Source organism: Micromonospora sp. CB01531 (assembly GCF_001905095.1).
Classification (GTDB): domain Bacteria; phylum Actinomycetota; class Actinomycetes; order Mycobacteriales; family Micromonosporaceae; genus Micromonospora.
The window spans coordinates 45,435-65,088 of the sequence record NZ_LWLS01000138.1; the positions used below are offsets into that span (position 1 = coordinate 45,435).

Here is a 19,654-nt window from a genome sequence, read left to right on the forward strand (position 1 = left end):
CGGGCAGTGGTGCTCCGCCGCCGTGCTATCAAGAGGCCATGGCGGCGGAAACCACTGATCTTGACGAGCTTCGCGACCGGGCCCAGCGGTGGCTCGACGACGACCCCGACCCGGCCAGCCGGGACGAGCTGCGCGCGGTCCTGGACGGACTGCCGGGCAGCGGCCCGGAGCTGGCCGACCGGTTCGCCGGTCCACTGACCTTCGGCACCGCCGGGCTGCGTGGTCCGCTGCGCGCCGGCCCGAACGGGATGAACCTCGCGGTGGTCACCCAGGCCGCCGCCGGGCTGGTCGGCTGGCTCGCCGACCAGGGCGGTGAGGGGCCGCTGGTCATCGGGTACGACGCCCGCTACGGCTCGCGGGCGTTCGCCGAGCGCACCGCCCAGGTCGCCACCGGCGCGGGTCGTCCGGCCCTGCTGCTGCCCCGGCCGCTGCCCACCCCGGTGCTGGCGTTCGCGGTGCGGCACCTCGGCGCGGTGGCCGGCGTCATGGTCACTGCCAGCCACAACCCGCCCCAGGACAACGGCTACAAGGTCTACCTCGGCGCCCAGCTCGGCGGCGAACTGGGCGCGGGCGCGCAGATCGTGCCCCCGGCCGACGCCGGCATCGAGGCGGCCATCCGGGCGGTCGGTCCGCTGGTGAAGGTGCCGCTCGGCCCGGCAGGCAAGGTGCTCGGCGACGACCTGGTCGCCGCGTACGTGGAGCGGGCCGCCGCGGTGATCGATCCGAGCGGTCGGCGCGACCTGAAGGTGGCGTACACCCCGCTGCACGGGGTGGGCGGCGCGGTGCTGACCGCCGCCTTTGCCCGGGCCGGGTTCGCCGTGCCGGGCGTGGTGCCCGACCAGGCCGAGCCGGACCCGGACTTCCCCACGGTGAATTTCCCCAACCCGGAGGAGCCGGGCGCGGTGGACCGGCTGGTCGCGCTGGCCCGCGACCGGGACACGGACCTCGCCATCGCCAACGACCCGGATGCGGACCGCTGCGCGGTCGCCGTCCCGGACGGTGCGGGCAACTGGCGGATGCTGCGCGGCGACGAGGTGGGCGCGCTGCTCGCCGACCACCTGATGCGCCGCGGGGTGACCGGCCTGTACGCCACCACCATCGTGTCCTCGTCCCTGCTGCGGGCCATGTGTGCCGCCCGAGGCCTGCCGTTCGACGAGACGCTGACCGGGTTCAAGTGGATCGTCCGGGCCGGCGGCGGGAGCGAGCCGCTGGTCTTCGGGTACGAGGAGGCGCTCGGCTACTGCGTCGCGCCGGAGCACGTCCGGGACAAGGACGGCATCACCGCCGCGCTGAGCGTCGCCGAGCTGGCCGCCGGCCTCAAGGCCCAGGGCCGTACGCTCACCGATCGGCTCGACGAGCTGGCCGCCGAGTTCGGCGTACACCACACCGACCAGCTGTCGGTGCGGGTGGACGACCTGCGGGAGATCGCCGGGATGATGGCCCGGGTCCGGGCGGCCACCCCGGAGACGCTGCTCGGGCACCGGGTCACCGAGGCGAAGGACCTGCTTCCCGGCGCGGACGTGGTGATCCTGCGGACCGACGCGGCCCGGGTGGTGATCCGCCCCTCCGGCACCGAGCCGAAACTCAAGGCGTACCTGGAGGTGGTGGAGCCGGTCGCGGACGGCGACGTCGCCGCCGCCCGCACCCGCGCCCACGCGGCCGTCACCACCCTCCGCACCGAGGTCTCCACTGCCCTCGGCCTCTGACCTCTCACGAGTTGATCAAGAGGTTTGCGTCGGCAGGGCGCGCCACCGAGACGCAAACCTCTTGATCAACGGAGCAGTCGGGGGTCAGGCGCGCTTGCCGAGGGCGGCGTCGATCGCCTGGCCGAGGGCGGCGACCACCAGGCCGATGGAGGGGCGGACCACCGAGTCGTCCAGGCTGACGTTGCCGGAGAAGCCGGCCCCACCGGCGATCGCCTCCAGCCGGCGGCGGGCGTCCCGGGCGTCCTCGCCGGCCAGGCCGAGCGCCGGTTCCATCCGGAGCACCGCCACCAGGGTGGCGAGCGCGGCGGTCCGCTCGTCGGGGGCCTGGTCGTCGGTCAGCGCCTCGGCCAGCCGGCGGCGGATGTCCGCCTCCACGGAGGCGTCCGCCACCGGGTAGCGGTGCACGTGGATGAAGCCCAGCTCGGTCTCGTCGATGTCCCGGACCACACCCCGCCCGCAGAGGTCGCCGAGGATCCGGTCGCGCAGGCCGTGCCGCAGCCGCTGCACCCACGACGAGGGGCTGTGCGGCGTGTCGGCGGCGATCCGGGCGAGGACCTCGTCGGCGATCGGCTCACCGGTCGGGGCCGGGTCGATCACCGCCAGAGAGCCGTCGGCGTACGCGATCCGGCCGGCCAGGGCCAGCTCGACCAGCACCGCGGCGGCCATCCCGAGGTCCAGGCTGATCCGGGGCATGGTCGCCTTGCCGGTTTCGTCGTCGTAGGCGAGGAGCAGCAACTCTTCGGCGAGCGCAACACCAGTCATGGCCCGGAACGGTAGCGGCTCCCCGCACCCCCGCGCACGGACTCGCCCACGCGGCACCCGGACCCGACGGATTCACGGAAAGAGGGCCCATTCCGCACTGGATGGGCCCTCTTTCCGGGAATCGGCGCCTCGCCGGGAGGGCTCGGCCGGGGTGGGTCAGAAGCGGGGCATGCCGCCGAACTGCCGGTCGCCGGCGTCACCGAGGCCCGGGACGATGAACATCCGGTCGTTGAGGCCCTCGTCGATCGAGGCGGTGACCAGGCGCAGCGGCAGGCCGGACCGCTCCAGCCGCTCGATGCCGACGGGCGCGGCGAGGACGCAGAGCACCGTGATGTCGGTGCAGCCGCGGTCGGCGAGCAGCCGGCAGCAGTGCTCCAGCGAGCCGCCGGTGGCGAGCATCGGGTCGAGCACCAGCACCGGCAGTCCGCTCAGGTCGCGGGGCAGCGACTCCATGTACGCGCGGGGCTCGAACGTCTCCTCGTCGCGGGCCAGGCCGACGAAGCCCATGGACGACTCGGGCAGCAGGCCCAGAGCGGCGTCGGCCATGCCGAGTCCGGCCCGCAGCACCGGCACGAGCAGCGGCGGGTTCGCCAGCCGGGTGCCTTCGGTCGCGGTGACCGGGGTCTGGATCGGGTACTTCTCGACGGGGAAGGAGCGCGCGGCTTCGTACACCAGCATGGTGGTGAGTTCGTGCAGCGCGGCCCGGAACGACGCCGAGTCGGTCCGGGCGTCCCGCATGGCGGTCAGCCGTGCCTGGGCGAGCGGGTGGTCAATGACGTGTACGTCCACGAACGCTCAACCTACCGGGCGGACCGGCCACGCACCGCACCTGCCGGCTGACCAGCGACGCCGCTCACGTGTGGCGCTCACGACCAGGCCACCGTGACCAAGATCACACCCCGGCGGGATGCGTACTATTCACGCCATGACGGCGACAGCGACGTCGGCCCGGTCGGACCTCTCCGAGCTGGGACGATCCGAGACCGCTCTGCGGACCTTCCTGCACGGCCTGCCGGGCGTGGATCAGGTCGGCGCGGAGCAGCGGGCGGCACAACTCGGCACCCGCTCCATCAAGACCACGGCCAAGGCCCAGGCGATCGACCTAGCGATCCGGATGGTCGACCTGACCACCCTCGAAGGGGCCGACACCCCCGGCAAGGTGCGGGCGCTCGCCACCAAGGCGCTGCGCCCCGACCCGGCCGACCCGTCCTGCCCGCACGTCGGCGCGGTCTGCGTCTATCCCTCGATGGTCCCGTACGTGGCGGAGGTGCTGCGCGGCAGCGGCGTGCACCTGGCCAGCGTGGCGACCGCCTTCCCGTCCGGCCAGGCGCCGCTGGAGGTCAAGCTCGCCGACACCCGGGCCGCGGTTGCGGCCGGCGCCGACGAGATCGACATGGTGATCAACCGGGGCGCCTTCCTGGCCGGCCGCTACCGGGAGGTCTACGACGAGATCGTGGCCACCAAGGAGGCCTGCGGGGACGCCCACCTCAAGGTGATCCTGGAGACCGGCGAGCTGGCCACGTACGACAACGTGCGGCGCGCCTCCTGGCTGGCCATGCTGGCCGGCGGCGACTTCATCAAGACCTCCACCGGAAAGGTGCCGGTCGCGGCCACCATGCCGGTGACCCTGGTGATGCTGGAGGCGGTCCGCGACTTCCGCGCCGCCACCGGGCGACAGGTCGGCGTGAAGCCGGCCGGCGGGATCAAGACCAGCAAGGACGCGATCAAGTACCTGGTCATGGTCAACGAGACCGTCGGCCCGGACTGGCTGGACCCGGACTGGTTCCGGTTCGGCGCGTCCAGCCTGCTGAACGACCTGCTGATGCAGCGCACCAAGCTGACGACCGGCGTCTACTCCGGTCCCGACTACTTCACCCTGGACTGAGCGCGATGTTCGAATACGCACCCGCCCCCGAGTCGCGCTCGGTGGTGGACATCAAGCCCTCGTACGGGCTGTTCGTCGACGGCACGTTCGTCGACCCGACCGACGGCGGCAGCTTCAAGTCGATCAACCCGGCCTCCGAGGAGGTCCTCGCCGAGATCGCCGAGGCCGGCAGCCAGGACGTGGACCGCGCGGTCCGCGCCGCGCGCAAGGCGTACGAGAAGGTCTGGGGCCCGATGCCGGGCCGCGACCGGGCCAAGTACCTGTTCCGGATCGCCCGCCTGATCCAGGAGCGCTCCCGCGAGCTGGCCGTGCTGGAGTCGCTGGACAACGGCAAGCCGATCAAGGAGTCCCGGGACGTCGACGTCCCGCTGGTCGCCGCGCACTTCTTCTACTACGCGGGCTGGGCCGACAAGCTCGACCACGCGGGCTTCGGGCCGGCGCCGCGGCCGCTCGGGGTCGCCGCGCAGGTCATCCCGTGGAACTTCCCGCTGCTCATGCTGGCCTGGAAGATCGCTCCCGCGCTCGCCGCCGGCAACACGGTGGTGCTGAAGCCGGCCGAGACCACCCCGCTGACCGCACTGCTCTTCGCCGAGATCTGCCAGCAGGCCGACCTGCCGGCCGGCGTGGTCAACATCGTCACCGGCGCCGGCGACACCGGCCGGGCGCTGGTCGAGCACCCGGGCGTGGACAAGGTCGCGTTCACCGGCTCCACCGAGGTCGGCAAGGCCATCGCCCGCGCGGTCGCCGGCACCCGCAAGAAGCTCACCCTCGAGCTGGGCGGCAAGGCCGCCAACATCGTCTTCGACGACGCCCCGGTCGACCAGGCCGTCGAGGGCATCGTCAACGGCATCTTCTTCAACCAGGGGCACGTCTGCTGCGCCGGCTCCCGGCTGCTGGTCCAGGAGTCGGTCGCCGACCGGGTGCTGGAGTCGCTGAAGCGCCGGATGGCCCAGCTGCGGGTCGGCGACCCGCTGGACAAGAACACCGACATCGGCGCGATCAACTCGGCCGCCCAGCTGGAGCGGATCCGCGAGCTCTCCGAGGCCGGGGCCGCCGAGGGCGCCGAGCGCTGGTCGCCGGCCTGCGAGCTGCCGGACCGGGGCTTCTGGTTCGCGCCGACCATCTTCACCGGGGTCACCCAGGCGCACCGGATCGCCCGGGAGGAGATCTTCGGCCCGGTGCTCTCCGTGCTCACCTTCCGCACCCCGGCCGAGGCCGTGGAGAAGGCGAACAACACGCCGTACGGGCTGTCGGCCGGGATCTGGACCGACAAGGGCTCCCGGATCCTGTGGCTGGCGGACCGGCTCCGGGCCGGCGTGGTCTGGGCCAACACGTTCAACAAGTTCGACCCCACCTCGCCGTTCGGCGGCTACAAGGAGTCGGGCTACGGCCGCGAGGGCGGCCGGCACGGACTGGAGGCGTACCTCAATGTCTGAGCGGGTCGCGGTACGCAAGACGTACAAGCTCTTCATCGGCGGGAAGTTCCCGCGCAGCGAGTCGGGACGGTCGTACATCGTGCAGGACTCCAATGTCGTACTGGCCTCCCGCAAGGACGCGCGCGACGCGGTCGTGGCCGCCCGGGCCGCCGTGAAGGGCTGGGCCGGAGCGACCGCGTACAACCGGGGTCAGATCCTCTACCGGGTCGCCGAGATGCTGGAGGGCCGCCGCGAGCAGTTCGTGGCGCTCGGTGTGCCGGCCGACGAGATCGACGCGGCGATCGACCGCTGGGTCTGGTACGCCGGCTGGTCGGACAAGCTCCCCCAGGTGTACGGCGGCGCGAACCCGGTGGCCGGGCCGTACTTCAACCTGTCCGCCCCCGAGCCGACCGGCGTGGTGGCCGTGGCGGCCCCGGAGGCGCCGGCGCTGCTCGGCCTGGTCAGCGTGATCGCCCCGGCGATCGTCACCGGCAACACCGTGGTGGTGGCGGCGTCGCCTGCGCAGCCGCTGCCGGCGGTGACCCTGGCCGAGGTGCTGGCCACCTCCGACCTGCCGGGCGGGGTGGTCAACATCCTCACCGGCCGGATCACCGAGACGGTGCCGACGCTGGCCGCGCACATGGACGTCAACGCGATCGACCTGACCGGGGTGAGCGACGCCGAGCTGGCCGCCGAGCTGGAGGTCAAGGCGGCGGAGAACCTGAAGCGGGTGCTCCGGCCCGCCCCGGCCGGTCACGACTGGTTCGCCGACCCGGGCCTGGCCCGGATGACCACGCTGCTGGAGACGAAGACGGTTTGGCACCCCAAGGGGGTCTGACCTCCTTGCGCCTGGGGTGGGCCCGCTTCGTCGGGAGGTTCCATCTCGCAGGGTGACGCCCAGCGGCGGGCCCCGATCGTCGCCATCGAGATCCCCACTACGTCACGGAATAAGTGGCCTCCGCGCGTCGGATAGCCACTTTTTCCGTGAAAGAGGGCCCTCCGCACGACGCGGAGGCACGGGGGTCTACTACGGGGAGTAGGATTGGGGCGTGACTCGGCTGGGTGATCTCGAACGTGCGGTGATGGACGTCCTGTGGGACCTGGTCCCCGGCGCGTCGGACGGGGTGACCGTCCGCGAGGTCGCCGACGCCCTGGACGGGCGCGAGCTGGCGTACACGACCGTGATGACGGTGCTGGACCGGCTCGCCGGCAAGGGCATGGTGCAGCGCCAGCGGGAGGGTCGGGCCTGGCGGTACCGGGCCGCGGCCAGCCGGGAGGCGCACATCGCCCAGCTCATGCTCGACGCCCTCGATCTCGGCGGCAGCCGGGACGCCGCGCTGGTGCGCTTCGCCCGTTCGGTGACCGGCACCGAGGCGGAGGTGCTGCGCGCGGCGCTGAGCGCCGAGGCCGGGCTGACCGACCGGATCGAGGACCCGCGGGCCGGGCAGCCGCCGCTGGCCGACGAGGCGACGGACCGGTAGGGCGGCGGCCGTGGCGTACGCCCTACACTTCGCCGCCAGCATCCTGGCCTGCTGGCTGACCGCGGAGGTGCTCGCCGCCTCGACGTGGACCTGGCGCGCCCCGCGGGTGGCGATCGTCTGCTGGCAGGCGGTCGGGCTGGCGCTCGGCCTCTCCGCGATGGGCCTGCCGATGGCGCTCGGCCTGGCCGCGTACGGCCAACCGACCGGGAGCGCCCTGGTCGCCCTCGCCACCGACCTGGCCCACGGCACCCTGCCGGCCGGGGTCGGGGCGGTGCACCTCGGCCTGGTCGGGGTGGGCTTCGGCATCGGCGCGGTGCTGCTCACCACGACCGTCCGCAGCGTCTACGGCACGGTCCGGGCCCAGCGCCGGCACCGGGAGCTGCTCAGCCTGGTCGCCCGCCGGGATCCGACCGTGCCGGGCGCGCTGGTGCTCGACCACCCGAGCGCGGCGGCGTACTGCCTCCCCGGGGTGAAGCCCCGGGTGGTGGTCAGCGCCGGCACGCTCAATCTGCTGGACCGGGCCGAACTGGCCGCGGTGCTCACCCACGAGCGGGCGCACGCCCAGGAGCGGCACGATCTGGTGCTGCTGCCGTTCACCGCGCTCGGCCGGGCCCTGCCCTGGTTCCGCTGGGTGCGGCACGCACAGGAGCGGGTGGCGCTGCTGGTCGAGATGCGCGCCGACGACAAGGCCCGCGAGCTGCACGCCGACGCGCCGCTGGCCGGGGCGTTGCGCCGGTTCGCCGCCGCCGGGCACCGGATCACGCCGGCCGGCGCGCTCGGCCTCGGCGACCGGGACCTCGATGTACGGGTGCAGCGGCTGCTGGTCCCGGACCGGACGCCCCGGCTGCTCGGCGCCACCGCGCTGGCCGTCACGACCACCCTGGCCGCCCTGCCGATCTCCCTCTTCCTGAATTGACCGATCCACGACCAGCCATGCGTCCAGGTCGCGTGTATAGGTAGACAGCCTACGTGTAGGCTCACTATGTAAAGCGAGCCAACCCGTGGGAGAACGACCATGGATCCCCTGCTCCTCGCCCGCCTGCAGTTCGCCACCACCACCTCGATCCACTTCCTCTTCGTGGTGGTCACCCTCGGCCTGGTCACCCTGCTGGTCGCGCTGCAGACCGCCGGCTTCATCACCGGCAAACCGGTGTACGAGCGGCTGACCCGCTTCTGGGGCCAGCTCTACGTGATCAACTACGTGCTCGGCATCGCCACCGGCATCGTGATGGAGTTCCAGTTCGGGCTGAACTGGAGTGGCCTGTCGCGGTACGTCGGCAACGTCTTCGGCGCGCCGCTGGCCATCGAGACGCTGGTCGCGTTCTTCCTGGAGTCCACGTTCCTCGGCATGTGGATCTTCGGGTGGCACCGGCTGCGCCGCGGCGTCCACCTCGCGCTGCTCTGGGGCGTCGCGCTCACCGCGTACGCCTCGGCGTTCTGGATCATGGTGGCCAACGCGTGGCTTCAGCACCCCGTCGGGTACGAGGTCCGCGACGGCGTCGCGCACCTCACCGACTTCAGCGCGCTGCTCACCAACCCCACCCTCACCTTCGCCTTCGGACACGTGGTGTCGGCGAGCCTGGTCACCGGTGGGATGCTGATGGCCGCGGTCAGCGCCTGGCACCTCATCCGGCGTACCCCGGACTTCGCGCTCTTCCGGAAGTCCCTACGGCTCGGGCTGCTCACCTTCGCGGTCGCGGTGGTCTTCCTGATCGGGTTCGGCTTCGCCCAGTTCGGCCCGGTCGGGGAGCTCCAGCCCACGAAGTTCGGCGGCGGCGCCGACCGGGACGCGCTGGTCGCCGAGTGGACCGCGCGGTTCGGCCCCGGCGACTACACCCCGCCGACGCTGTCCAACGTGGGTCTCGGCTTCATGATCCTGATCGGGATGGCGCTCTTCTTCGGCATCCTGGTGGTGCCGCTGCTCTGGCGGGACTGGATCATCCGGCTACAGTTCCCGCTCTGGCTGATCCTGCTCGCCGTGCCGCTGCCCTTCGTCGCGGTGATCCTGGGATGGATCGCCCGCGAGGTGGGGCGCCAGCCCTGGGTCGCGTACGGGCTGCTGCCGACCGGGCAGGCCGTCTCGCCGGTCGGCCCCGGGCTGATGCTCACCTCGCTGATCGGCTTCACCCTGCTGCTCGGCACCCTCGCCGTCACCAACTGGGTGCTGCTGGCCCGGCACGCCGCCCGAGGCGCGCACGACCCCGCCCTCGGCCGCCCGCCCGCGCCCGACACCGACACCCGTCCCCACCCCGTGTTCGCCTGAGGGAGCCCGCCATGGAACTCGCCTGGTACGCCCTGCTCGGCCTCTTCTTCGCCACCTACCTCGTCCTCGGCGGCTACGACTACGGCGTCGGGCTGCTCCTCGCCCGCGGCGGCACCCTCGCGGCGCGGCGGGCCGCGCTCACCGCCGTCGGGCCGTTCTTCCTCGGCAACGAGGTCTGGCTGGTGGCCGCCGTCGGCATCCTCTTCGGCGCCTTCCCCACCTTGGAGGGCGAACTGCTCTCCGGCCTCTACCCGGCCGTGCTCGGCGCGCTGGCCGGAGTGGTGCTCGTGACCGCCGGCGTGCAGTTGCGCAGCCGGCCGCGCGCCGGCTCGGCCCGCGCCGGCTGGGACCGGGTGATCATTGCCGGCAGCGTGCTCGCCGCCCTCGGCTGGGGCGCCGTGCTCGGCGGGCTGCTGCAGGGCGTACCGCTGACGGCCGACGGGCACGTGGCCGGCGTGGGTCACCTCTTCACCCCGTTCGTGGCCGCCGTCGCGCTGGCGACACTGGCGCTGGTTGCCGTGCAGGGTGCGACGTTCCTCACCCTCCGACTGCCCGCCGCCGACACCCCGTCGGTCGCCCGACTGGCCCGGAGGCTGGTGCCAGCGGCGCTCGCCGCGGTCGCCGCGGCCACCCTGCTGGGCCTGCTCTCCGACCGGGTACGCGCCGCCGTGGCGCGCCCGCTGGTCGCCGTACTCCTGCTGTCGGCGCTGGTCGCGGCGTTGCTGGTGGCCCGCACGGCGCTCGGCCGCGGCCGGGCCGGGGTGGCCTTCACAGCGACCAGCGCGGCGCTGGCGCTGCCGGTGGCGCTGATCGGGGCGGCCCTCTGGCCCCGGGTGCTGGTCTCCACGGTCGACCCGGCCGCCTCGCTGACCGTCGCGGACGCCGCGGCGAGCGGGCCGACCCTGTCCCTGCTGGGCTGGCTCGCGCTGCCGCTCGTGCCGGCCCTACTAGGCTTTCAGGCGATGTGCTGGTGGGTGTTCCGGGGACGGACCGACGGCAGGGCACCGGTGTACTGGTGAATCGCCGCCCGTTCGACCCGCGGCTGCTGCGCCGGGTCCCCGCGGCCCGGCGCGACCTCGCCGTGCTCGCGGTGCTGGGCGGGCTGACCGCGCTGCTGGTGGTCGCGCAGGCCACCGCGCTGGCCACGCTGCTGGCGACCGCGATCGACGGGCGGCTGCACCGGGCCGCGCTGGCCGGCTTCGGCGCGGCGGTCGCCGCCCGCGCGCTGGTGAGCTGGGCGCAGGGCACGGTGGCCGCCCGGGTGGCGGCGACGGTGAAGGCCACCCTCCGGGCCGACCTGCTCCGCGCGGTCGGACGGCACGGCCCCACCTGGGTCGCCGGGCAGCGGGCCGGGCAGCTCGCCACCCTCGCCGGCCGGGGCCTGGACGCGCTCGACCCCTACTTCACCGGCTACCTGCCGCAGCTCGTGCTGAGCGTGACCGTGCCGCTGGCCGTGCTGGCCCGGATCGTCCTCGCCGACTGGACTTCGGCGCTGATCATCGCGTTGACCATCCCGCTCATCCCGATCTTCGGCGCGCTGCTCGGCTGGCAGGCGCAGGCCGCCACCGAGCGGCAGTGGCGGCGGCTGTCGCTGCTCGGCGGGCACTTCCTGGACATGGTGGCCGGGCTGCCCACGCTGCGCGCGTTCGGCCGGGCCCGGGCCCAGGTCGACGTGGTACGCCGGATGGCCGACGGGCACCGGCAGGCCACCATGAAGACGCTGCGCATCGCGTTCCTCTCGGCGCTGGTCCTCGAACTGGTCGCCACCCTGTCGGTGGCACTGGTCGCGGTGCCGGTGGGCATCCGGCTGCTCGGCGGCGGGATCACGCTCTCCACCGCGCTGCTGGTGCTGCTGCTCACGCCGGAGGCGTACCTGCCGCTGCGCGCCGCGGGCAGCCGGTTCCACGCCAGCATGGAGGGGCTGACCGCGCTGGACGACGCGCTCACCGTCTCCGCCCCGCCTACCCCCGCCGCGCAGGCCCGCGTACCGGCGCCGCCGCCCGGCGGCCACGGCGAGATCCGCTTCGAGGGTGTCACCGTCGCGTACGAGCGGACCACCGCGCTGCGCGACGTCACGCTGGCCATCCGGCCCGGCGAACGGATCGCCGTCATCGGACCCAGCGGGGCCGGCAAGAGCACGCTGCTCGGCCTGCTGCTCGGCTTCGTCACCCCGACCGCCGGCCGGGTCACCGTCGGCGGGGTGGACCTCGCCGACGTCGACCTCGACGCGTGGCGGCGCCAGGTGGCCTGGGTGCCGCAGCGGGCCCACCTGTTCGCCGGCTCGCTGGCCGACAACATCCGCCTCGGCGCCCCGGACGCCGCCGACGCGGCCCTGGCCCGGGCGGTCACCGACGCGGCGCTGGACGAGGTCGTCGCCGGGCTACCCGAGGGCCTGGCCACCCCGCTCGGGGAACGCGGCCACGGCCTGTCCAGCGGGCAGCGGCAGCGGGTCGCGTTGGCCCGGGCGTTCCTCCGGGACGCCCCGCTGGTGCTCCTCGACGAGCCGACCGCCCGGCTGGACACCGCCAGCGAGGCAGTCGTGCTGGACGCCACCCGGCGGTTGGTCGCCGGGCGTACCGCGCTGCTGGTCGCGCACCGGCCCGCGCTGCTAGTGGACGCCGACCGGATCCTGCGGGTCGAGGACGGCCGGGTCACCGAGCTGAGCCGGGTGCCGGTCGGGAAGGTGACGGGATGAGCCGCGACTCCGAGCCGACCGGCGGCCTGCCCGGGGACGGGCAGCCGCACCCTTCGGTTCCCGGGCGGCCCGAGCCGCCGGACGGCCGGGGGGCCGGCGGCGCCGAACGGCCGGAGGTCGTCTCCGGCGGCGAGATCGTGCCCGGACGGCCCGACCAGCCGGTGCGAGCCGTGCCGGGGGGCGTCTCGCGGGACGGCGTGACTCCGGCCGCACGTGATGTCGGCGTGCCGACTGCCGCCGAGGCAAGCGCACCAGAGCTGTTGCCGGACGGACCCGCCCCGACCGCCGCCGGCCCGCCGCCCGTCGCAACCGGAGGCAGGGCGCGGGCCGAGCGGGCGGTGCTACGACTGGCGCGGCCGTACCTGGGCCGGCTGGTGGGGGCCGGGCTGCTCGCCGCGGCCACCGAGTTCGCCGGGTTGGCCCTGATGGCCACCGCCACCTGGCTGCTGATGAGCGCCGCCGGGCGGCCGACGCTGGACCGGTTGACCGTGGCCATCGTCGCGGTCCGGGCCCTCGCCGTCAGCCGGGGCGTGTTCCGCTACACCGAACGGCTCGCCGGGCACGACGCGGTGCTGCGCATGATCACCGACGTCCGAGCCCGGGTCTTCGCCACCCTCGCCGCCGGGCGGGACGCCGCCGCCCAGCGGACCGGGGACGCGTTGAGTCGGCTCGTCTCCGACGTGGAAGCGGTGCAGGACCTGCTGCTGCGCGTGCTCGTGCCGGGGTCCGCCGCCGCGCTGGTGAGCCTGCTCGCCGTCGGGGGCGCCGCGCTGATCTCGCTCCCGGCGGCCGGCGTGCTCGCCGTCGGGCTACTGGTGGCCGGGGTGGCGCTGCCCACGCTGGCCACCGCGCTCACCCGCCGGGCCGCCGACGAGGTGGCCCCGCTGCGCGGGGCGCTCGCCGTGGACGCGGTCGACCTGACCCACGGGGCCGCCGACCTGGCCGCGTTCGGCGCGACCGACCGGGCGCTGGCCGCCGCCGAGGGGCGCGCCCGGCGCCTCGCCCGGCTGGAGCGCCGGCTCGCCGCGGCCGGCTTCGCGGTCGACGCGACCGGGGTGCTGGTGAGCGGGCTCACCGCTGCCGCCGTGGTCGTCGTGGCGTTGCGCGCCGGCGTCGGCGGGGTGCTGGTCGGCGTCCTTGCCGTCGGCACCCTCGCCGCGGTCGAGATCGCCCTCGCCCTGGTCGGGGCCGCCCGGCAGCGGACCCAGCTCCGCGCCGGACTGGCCCGGGTGGCCGCCCTGCTCACCGCCCCCGCACCGCCCTCCGCCGCCGGTCCGGCGGCCCGCACCGGCGACCGGCACGACGTACGGTTCGCCGGGGTGACCGTGCGGTACCGCGCGGGGGCGGCACCCGCCCTGGACGGGGTCGAGTTGGACCTGCCGGCCGGCCGCCGGGTGGCCGTGGTCGGGCCGAGCGGGGCCGGCAAGAGCACCCTGGCGGCCGTGCTCACCGGCGCGGTACACCCCGCCGCCGGCCGGGTCACCCTCGACGGGGTGGAGGTGTCCGCATACCCGGCCGAGGAACTGCCCCAGGCGATCGGCGGGCTGCTCGCCGAGGCGTACGTCTTCCACGCCTCGGTCCGGGAGAACCTGCTGCTGGGCCGGCCGCAGGCGACCGAGGAGGAGCTGGCCGCCGCCACCCGCGCGGCCGGCCTGCTGGACTGGGTACGCGCCCAGCCCGACGGCTGGGACACCGTCGTCGGCGAGCAGGGCGGACAGCTCTCCGGTGGCCAGCGGCAGCGGCTCGCGCTGGCCCGTGCCCTGCTGGCCGTCCCGGCGGTGCTGGTGCTGGACGAGCCGACCGAGGGTCTCGACCCGGCCGCCGCGGACGCCGTGCTCGCCTCGGCGCTGGCCGCCACGCCGGCCCACCACTCGGTGCTGCTGATCAGCCACCGGCTGAGCGGTCTGGCGGAGCTCGACGAGATCGTCGTGCTCGACGCCGGCCGGGTGGTGCAGCGCGGCCGGCACGACGAGCTGGTGGCGCAGCCGGGCTGGTACCGCGACCAGTGGCTGCGCCAGGAGGCGGCGGAGCGGGGCTACCTGGCGCTGGCACCCTGAGCACACCTTCCGGGAAATTCCCGGACGCGGTCCGCGCCGTGGGGTGGCAGGGTGGGTCCCATGCAGGGGTACGCGGACGTGCTCGTGGAGGAACGGCTGCAGGAGCTGGCCGGCCAGCTGTACGGGCCGGCCAGCCTCAAGGCCGACCTGCTCACCGAGGCGCGGCACGCGTTGCTGGACGCCGCCGAGGCGTACCGGGAGGACGGCCTGCCGCCGGCGGAGGCCGAGCGGCGGGCGGTGGCCGAGTTCGGCAGCCCCGCCCAACTCGTGCCCGACTACCAGGCCGAGCTGGCAGCCGGGGCGCTGCGCCGGCTGGCGCTGCGGGCGCTGGCGGTCGCGGTTCTGCTGATGGCCGGTGGCGACCTGACCTGGCGGGGGTCGAGCTGGAGCGACGGACCCCGGCCACCGGAGGGCTACCTGCTCCTGTCCGCCTCGCTGACCGGGATCTGGCTGCTGATCGCCGGCCTGGCGCTGGCCGGTCTGCTGCTCGGGGTCTTCGCCGCCCGATACCGGTCGTCCCGACTCCCCCGGCTGGCGCGGGCGGCGGGCTTCGGGCTGACCGGCGGGCTGGCACTCGGCGCGGTCGCCGTCAGCGCCCTGTTCGGCTGGTCGGTCGGCCTCTGGGACGCGGCCCTGACCTGGCCCCCGATGATCATCGGCGCGGTGCTGGTGAGCGTCGGCTGGTTCGCGCTCGCCCGGGCGGCGCGCTGCTGGCTGCTGGCCACCCGCTGACGCCGGCCCGGCGGTCGGTCGGGGCAGTCAGGCCGGTGCGCCCGGCGGCTCGCCGGGGCCGAGGAAACGACCGACCGTGGCGCTGAACTCACGCCACCCGGCCCGTTCGCCGGCGAGCGCCCGGCCCCCAGCCTCCGTGAGCTGGTAGGTGCGCCGCTCCCGGCCGTTGACCGTGCTCCACGAGCTGGCCACGTAGCCGGCCCGCTCCAGGCGGCGCAGGGCCGGGTAGATGGTGCCGGTGGGGAGGTCCAGGGTGCCGCCGCTGCGGGCCCGGAGCGCCTCGATGATCGCGTAGCCGTGGAGGGCGCCCTGCTCCAGCACGGCAAGCAGCAGCGCGTCGAGGTGTCCGTGCAGCGCCTGGGCCTTCATGTGTAGCAAGACTACTTGTCTGCCGGTCGGGATGCCACCGGGGTGCGGCTCCCGGCCGCACCGGGTCGCCGTTTAGGGTATGTGCGCAGAGTCACTCGGCGGCCGGAGGCGTCGCCGGGTGGGCAACCCGACAGCACACGGAGGTCAGCGTGGCCCGCCAGTCGCCCCACCGGCCCGACGCCGACGAGCCCGAGCTCGACGACACCACCCCGTCGGCCGCCGAAGACGAGGTCGAGGTCGACCGTCCGGCGGCGGACCGCGCGCTCTGGGACGAGCTGCGGGTCGACCCGGTGGAGATCGCCCTGCCCGCCGGCACCGGCTTCACCCTGCGGGCGTACCGGCCGGCGCGGGAGCTGACCCCGACCGACGTCGCCGAGCGCGACCAGGACGACCCCTTCCTGGCCCGGCGCCAGGTCGTCGAGACCGAAGACGACGAGGAGGTGGTGATCCTCGACGAGGAGTTCGCCGCCCTCACCGCCGAGGAGGACGAGGACGAGGAGCGCCCCAAGGGTCGCCGGCGCGGCACGGACGAGGACGCTGACGATGCTGAGGACGCCGACGAGGACGAGGCGGACGAAGCGGACGAGGACGCGGGCGACGAGGAGGTGCCCGTCTTCCTCAGCCACCGCGGCAAGCTGCTGCTGTTCAAGTCCACGGAGTCGCTGGTCAGTTTCATCCGTTCCGGCGCGCCCAACGACCTGTCTCAACTGGACAGCTGGAATGAATTGTCCGAACGGGTGGAACCGGGCGACATCGCCCCGCTGGACGAGGACACCTACGAGCTCGACCTCGTGGTGGAGAACCTCCGCGGGGGCCACGACGCGTGGGACCCCACGCTCCTGATCGAGGCCGGCGAGATCGCCCGTGACCTGGCGTACGCGCTGCAGCTACCAGCCGTGCTGGACATGCTCTCCGCAGGCTCGAGCCTCGACGATCTGGACGAGGCGCTACGGGCGAGCGTCAACGGTGGACTCGGTGGTTTCCTGGGTCGGCGCCGGCTGAAGAAAATCGGGGCACAAACCGCAAGTTTGGGTTGGCGCACCATTGTCGGCAAGATCTCTGCCGTTGTGGACTGGCGCGACTGACCCGGACCGGGGAGCATCAGTCTCTGGCAGAGCATGACCTGTGTCCCGGGAGGAGGACGACGCCGTGGCGCTCGTGCGCGTGTACTGCGGTCTGGCCTCGGCGGATCCGGCCGACCGGCCTGCTTCGGCCGGTTCGACGCTGACGTCCGCTGTGGTCGACGACGCAGGCCGTCTGCTGCATGTCTACGAGATCGGCGACGACCCCGCTGGCTACGCCCAGTTGGTCGCGCTGCTCGTGGAGCGGTCAGGCGGGCCGAGCGGTGCGGCCATCGCCGCCGACAGTGACGACCACACCGTCACCTCGCTGCTCAGTGCGGCCGGTCGGCCACTGGCGATCGCGGACGACGACTCGGTCGACGACTTCGCCGAGCGCTTCGCCGACGACGACTCGCTGGAGGAGATGCAGTCCCCACCGGCCGAGCGCCGGGCGGTCGGGCTGGCCCGGGCGCTGCAGGCGGGCGCCCTCTCCGCGGTCACCTTGCCGGCCCCCCGGGATCTCGCCGGCTACAAGCAGGTCCTCGCCGCGCACGCCGCGCTGGCCAGCGGGCGGCACTCCGCCGCCGTGGCGCTGCGCGAGGTGCTCCGCGAGCTCTACCCGGCCGCCCTCCGCGCCTACCCGGACCCGGCCGAGCCGGTCTCCCTGGCCATCCTCGACGCGCTGCCGGAGCCCGGCATGCTCGGCGGCACGGTGGCCCGGGGCCGCGAGGTCGGAGTCGCCGCGGACGCGGTCACCGCGCACCTCGCCAACGAGGGCGTCGCGGACGCCGACACCATCAACGACGCGGTCACCGCGCTGCGGGTCGCCATCGCCGAGACGCCTCGACGGGCCGCCGTCAACCGGGCGCTCACCGCCGCCGTCGCGGAGACGGTTCGGCAGGCGGTCTCCGCCGTCCGGGCCTGCGACGCCGGCTGCGAAGCCCTGGTCGACGCGCTCAGCGCCCGGGTGACCACGCCCGCCCCGGCACCGGGCCGCCGGGCCGTCACCGGGCGAGGCGAGCCGGTCGACGATCGGCCCGCCCTCGGCAACACCGCCACCGGCCTGCGTACGGTCCGCCCGGCGGAGCCCGAGCCGGTCGGCCGGCGCACCCGCCCCGAGCCGGTCTCCGGGCCGGCCACGCCCGCGTCGCCTCGTCCGCTCGGCCCGCCGCCGGTCGCCCCGGCACCGGTCGCGCCGCCGCCCGTCGCCCCCGCCCCGGTCGCCCCGGCCGCCGCCAGCGGCCGGCCGACGTCCGCGCCGCCGTCGCGTACCGAGCCGACCGGCGCGCCGCTGCCGCAGCGGGCGGACGCCCCCGCCAACCGGCCGATCTCCGCACCGCCTCCGCCGCCGCCCGGGATCACCCCGATCGCCCCTGCCCAGCGGGGCAAGGTGCCGCCGGCCGAGGCTGGCGAGCCGTTCCGCCCGACGCTGACCACGGCGGCGATCAACAGCGCCCGGGCCGAGCGGCAGCGGACCGTCATCCCGCCCCGGCCCAAGACCAACCAGGAGCCACCGACCGGCGGCTTCAGCGCCACCGACCTGAGCGTTCCGGTGCCGCCCCCGCGCCCCAACCAGGAGTCCGCTCCCCCGGGCTCCCGGGCCAACTGGCCGCTGGTCAACAACAGCGACGACCAGGACGACCGCGCCGTCCAGGCGCCGCCCGCCTACCCCTACGGCGGGGGCGTGGACGCGCCGAGCGACCCGGGCACCAGCCGGGTCACCCCGCCGTGGCTCGCGGACGACCTGCCGCAGGAGCCGCCGATGCTCCGCCTGGTGGAGCCGCCGCCGCTGGCCGACCGGGCCCTACGCGACGAACTGGACGCGCCGACCGACCCGGGCCTGGACGCGCCGTCCCTGCGGCTCGTCGAGCGGCAGGAGGCGACCAGGCCGGGCCGCCCGGCGCCGCGCGCCGAGCTGCCCACCCCGCCCGAGCGGCGGCTCGAGCCGAAGGAGCACCGGCCACCGCCGGTGTCCGACGAGGGCGACGGTGACTTGCTGATCTTCGCCCAAGCGAAGTCCGCCTGGTTCGTCGGGCACGGCGACGAAGCCGACCTGGACTGGTCGAGCACCGCGGACACCGGCTGGCAGGCCGCCCAGCAGGCGGCCCGCCCGTCGGTGGGTACGGAGACCAAGGCCGGTCTGCCGAAGCGGGTCCCGCAGGCCAACCTGGTGCCGGGTTCGCCGCTGCGTGAGGAGCGTCCACTGCGGATCGTCCGGAACGCGGCCAGCCTCGCCGAGAACACCACCGGTTACTTCCGGGGTTGGCGGCGTGGCCAGGAGATCGGCGGCTTCGCCGTCGGCGGCCGCCCCGGCCGGGAGGCCGCCGGTGGCTGGGACTTCAGCCGGGACACCGGCGACCGCGACGACGAGCGGGAGTACGAGTACCGTTCCGCCGGCTACCGGTCCTGACCCGCGCCGTACGGCTTCCCACCCGGGTGCTCCTGCCCGAGCGAGGGTGAATCGGGCTGCGCTGGCCGGTGCACGTACGTCTAAGGCTGCGGGCGTGCCTGCCGGTGCAGGTGTGGCCGAGGGCATCAGCGGGGCGTTTGCCTTCGCACCCGTGCGGCACGACGGTATGGACAGCGAAAAAGCGCCCGGTGGCCGATGGCCACCGGGCGCTTTTGTCACGCGGGTCAGGCGGGAGTGACCGCCCGGGAACGCCGCATGGTCAGCACGTACTCGACCAGCGAGATCAGCACATGCTTGGTCGACTCCCGGTTGCGGGCGTCGCAGGCCACCACCGGCACCTCGCTGGAGATGGCCAGCGCGTCCCGGACGTCCTGCGGGTTGTGGTACTGCATACCGTCGAAGCAGTTGATGGCCACCAGATACGGCAGCCGCCGGTGTTCGAAGAAGTCGATCGCGGCGAAGCAGTCGGCCAGCCGGCGGGTGTCGACCAGCACCACGGCGCCGATGGCACCCCGGACCAGCTCGTCCCACATGAACCAGAACCGCGTCTGACCCGGCGTACCGAACAGGTACAGGATCAGGTCGCGATCGATCGAGATACGACCGAAGTCCATCGCCACCGTGGTCGTCGTCTTGCCCGGCACCTGCCGGGTGTCGTCGACGCCCACGCCGGCGGAGGTCATGATCGCCTCGGTGGTCAGCGGCGTGATCTCCGAGACCGAACCGACCAGCGTCGTCTTGCCGACGCCGAACCCACCGGCAATAACGATCTTCGCCGACGTCACGCGCCCACTCGGGGCCGGCGGCCGGTGCGACAT

The 19,654-nt window shown here is 74.4% G+C and carries 17 protein-coding genes; 13 read left to right on the forward strand and 4 right to left on the reverse strand.

The genetic code is table 11. The features are described 5' to 3' along the window. The first annotated feature begins 38 nt into the window (after nucleotides 1–38). Entirely contained in the window at nucleotides 39–1,706 is a 1,668-nt protein-coding gene (locus A6A27_RS40285; RefSeq protein WP_073839910.1) for a phospho-sugar mutase, read from the forward strand. A gap of 84 nt (nucleotides 1,707–1,790) precedes the next feature. On the opposite strand, the gene A6A27_RS40290 is transcribed toward A6A27_RS40285, so the two are convergent. Together A6A27_RS40290 and upp are read right to left on the reverse strand one after the other, a co-directional pair. Further along, entirely contained in the window at nucleotides 1,791–2,468 is a 678-nt protein-coding gene (locus A6A27_RS40290) for a GOLPH3/VPS74 family protein (protein ID WP_073839911.1), read from the reverse strand. 156 nt (nucleotides 2,469–2,624) lie between these two features. Next, entirely contained in the window at nucleotides 2,625–3,257 is a 633-nt protein-coding gene (gene upp / locus A6A27_RS40295; protein ID WP_073839912.1) for a uracil phosphoribosyltransferase, read from the reverse strand. A 136-nt stretch (nucleotides 3,258–3,393) separates the two neighbouring features. Between upp and deoC the strand changes: the two genes are divergently transcribed. The 10 genes from deoC (at nucleotide 3,394) to A6A27_RS40345 (ending at nucleotide 14,996) form a co-directional block, all read left to right on the forward strand. After that, nucleotides 3,394–4,353 carry a deoxyribose-phosphate aldolase gene (gene deoC / locus A6A27_RS40300; protein ID WP_073839913.1) on the forward strand — a complete coding sequence of 320 codons (960 nt, stop codon included), beginning with the start codon at nucleotides 3,394–3,396 and terminating at the stop codon, nucleotides 4,351–4,353. Nucleotides 4,354–4,358: 5 nt separating this feature from the next. After that, nucleotides 4,359–5,789, forward strand: a complete 1,431-nt coding sequence (locus A6A27_RS40305; RefSeq protein WP_073839914.1) for an aldehyde dehydrogenase family protein — start codon at nucleotides 4,359–4,361, stop codon at nucleotides 5,787–5,789. Continuing rightward, on the forward strand, nucleotides 5,782–6,606 hold the full coding sequence (locus tag A6A27_RS40310; protein WP_073839915.1) for an aldehyde dehydrogenase family protein: 825 nt from the start codon (nucleotides 5,782–5,784) through the stop codon (nucleotides 6,604–6,606). Before A6A27_RS40305 ends, A6A27_RS40310 begins: the two co-directional genes overlap by 8 nt. 211 nt (nucleotides 6,607–6,817) lie before the next feature. Continuing rightward, a complete protein-coding gene (locus A6A27_RS40315) occupies nucleotides 6,818–7,249 on the forward strand; it encodes a BlaI/MecI/CopY family transcriptional regulator (RefSeq protein ID WP_073839916.1) in 432 nt (143 codons plus the stop codon). Nucleotides 7,250–7,259: 10 nt separating this feature from the next. Further along, a complete protein-coding gene (locus A6A27_RS40320; protein ID WP_073839917.1) occupies nucleotides 7,260–8,165 on the forward strand; it encodes a M56 family metallopeptidase in 906 nt (301 codons plus the stop codon). Nucleotides 8,166–8,264: 99 nt separating this feature from the next. Further along, nucleotides 8,265–9,512, forward strand: coding sequence for a cytochrome ubiquinol oxidase subunit I (locus A6A27_RS40325; protein WP_073839918.1), 1,248 nt, complete (start codon nucleotides 8,265–8,267; stop codon nucleotides 9,510–9,512). Nucleotides 9,513–9,523: 11 nt separating this feature from the next. Further along, nucleotides 9,524–10,531 (forward strand): cytochrome d ubiquinol oxidase subunit II, encoded by a 1,008-nt coding sequence (locus A6A27_RS40330; protein WP_073839919.1) that lies wholly within the window; start codon nucleotides 9,524–9,526, stop codon nucleotides 10,529–10,531. Next, nucleotides 10,528–12,207, forward strand: coding sequence for a thiol reductant ABC exporter subunit CydD (gene cydD / locus A6A27_RS40335; RefSeq protein ID WP_073840083.1), 1,680 nt, complete (start codon nucleotides 10,528–10,530; stop codon nucleotides 12,205–12,207). Before A6A27_RS40330 ends, cydD begins: the two co-directional genes overlap by 4 nt. Next, the gene (gene cydC, locus A6A27_RS40340; protein WP_241825696.1) at nucleotides 12,204–14,264 is read left to right on the forward strand and encodes a thiol reductant ABC exporter subunit CydC; all 2,061 of its coding nucleotides are present in this window, start codon (nucleotides 12,204–12,206) and stop codon (nucleotides 14,262–14,264) included. The genes cydD and cydC overlap by 4 nt, the downstream gene beginning before the upstream one ends. A 60-nt stretch (nucleotides 14,265–14,324) precedes the next feature. Beyond that, entirely contained in the window at nucleotides 14,325–14,996 is a 672-nt protein-coding gene (locus tag A6A27_RS40345) for a permease prefix domain 1-containing protein (RefSeq protein WP_073839920.1), read from the forward strand. A 27-nt stretch (nucleotides 14,997–15,023) separates the two neighbouring features. Here A6A27_RS40345 and A6A27_RS40350 read toward each other — a convergent pair whose 3' ends face one another. After that, a complete protein-coding gene (locus tag A6A27_RS40350; protein ID WP_073839921.1) occupies nucleotides 15,024–15,365 on the reverse strand; it encodes a PadR family transcriptional regulator in 342 nt (113 codons plus the stop codon). 149 nt (nucleotides 15,366–15,514) lie between these two features. Between A6A27_RS40350 and A6A27_RS40355 the strand changes: the two genes are divergently transcribed. Together A6A27_RS40355 and A6A27_RS40360 are read left to right on the forward strand one after the other, a co-directional pair. Continuing rightward, a complete protein-coding gene (locus A6A27_RS40355; protein WP_073839922.1) occupies nucleotides 15,515–16,450 on the forward strand; it encodes a DNA primase in 936 nt (311 codons plus the stop codon). Between the two features lie 40 nt (nucleotides 16,451–16,490). Further along, the gene (locus A6A27_RS40360) at nucleotides 16,491–18,836 is read left to right on the forward strand and encodes a transposase (protein ID WP_073839923.1); all 2,346 of its coding nucleotides are present in this window, start codon (nucleotides 16,491–16,493) and stop codon (nucleotides 18,834–18,836) included. Nucleotides 18,837–19,060: 224 nt separating this feature from the next. Here the strand turns inward: A6A27_RS40360 and A6A27_RS40365 are convergent, their stop codons facing one another. Next, nucleotides 19,061–19,654: a GTP-binding protein gene (locus A6A27_RS40365; RefSeq protein ID WP_073839924.1), complete on the reverse strand. Its 594-nt coding sequence runs from the start codon at nucleotides 19,652–19,654 to the stop codon at nucleotides 19,061–19,063.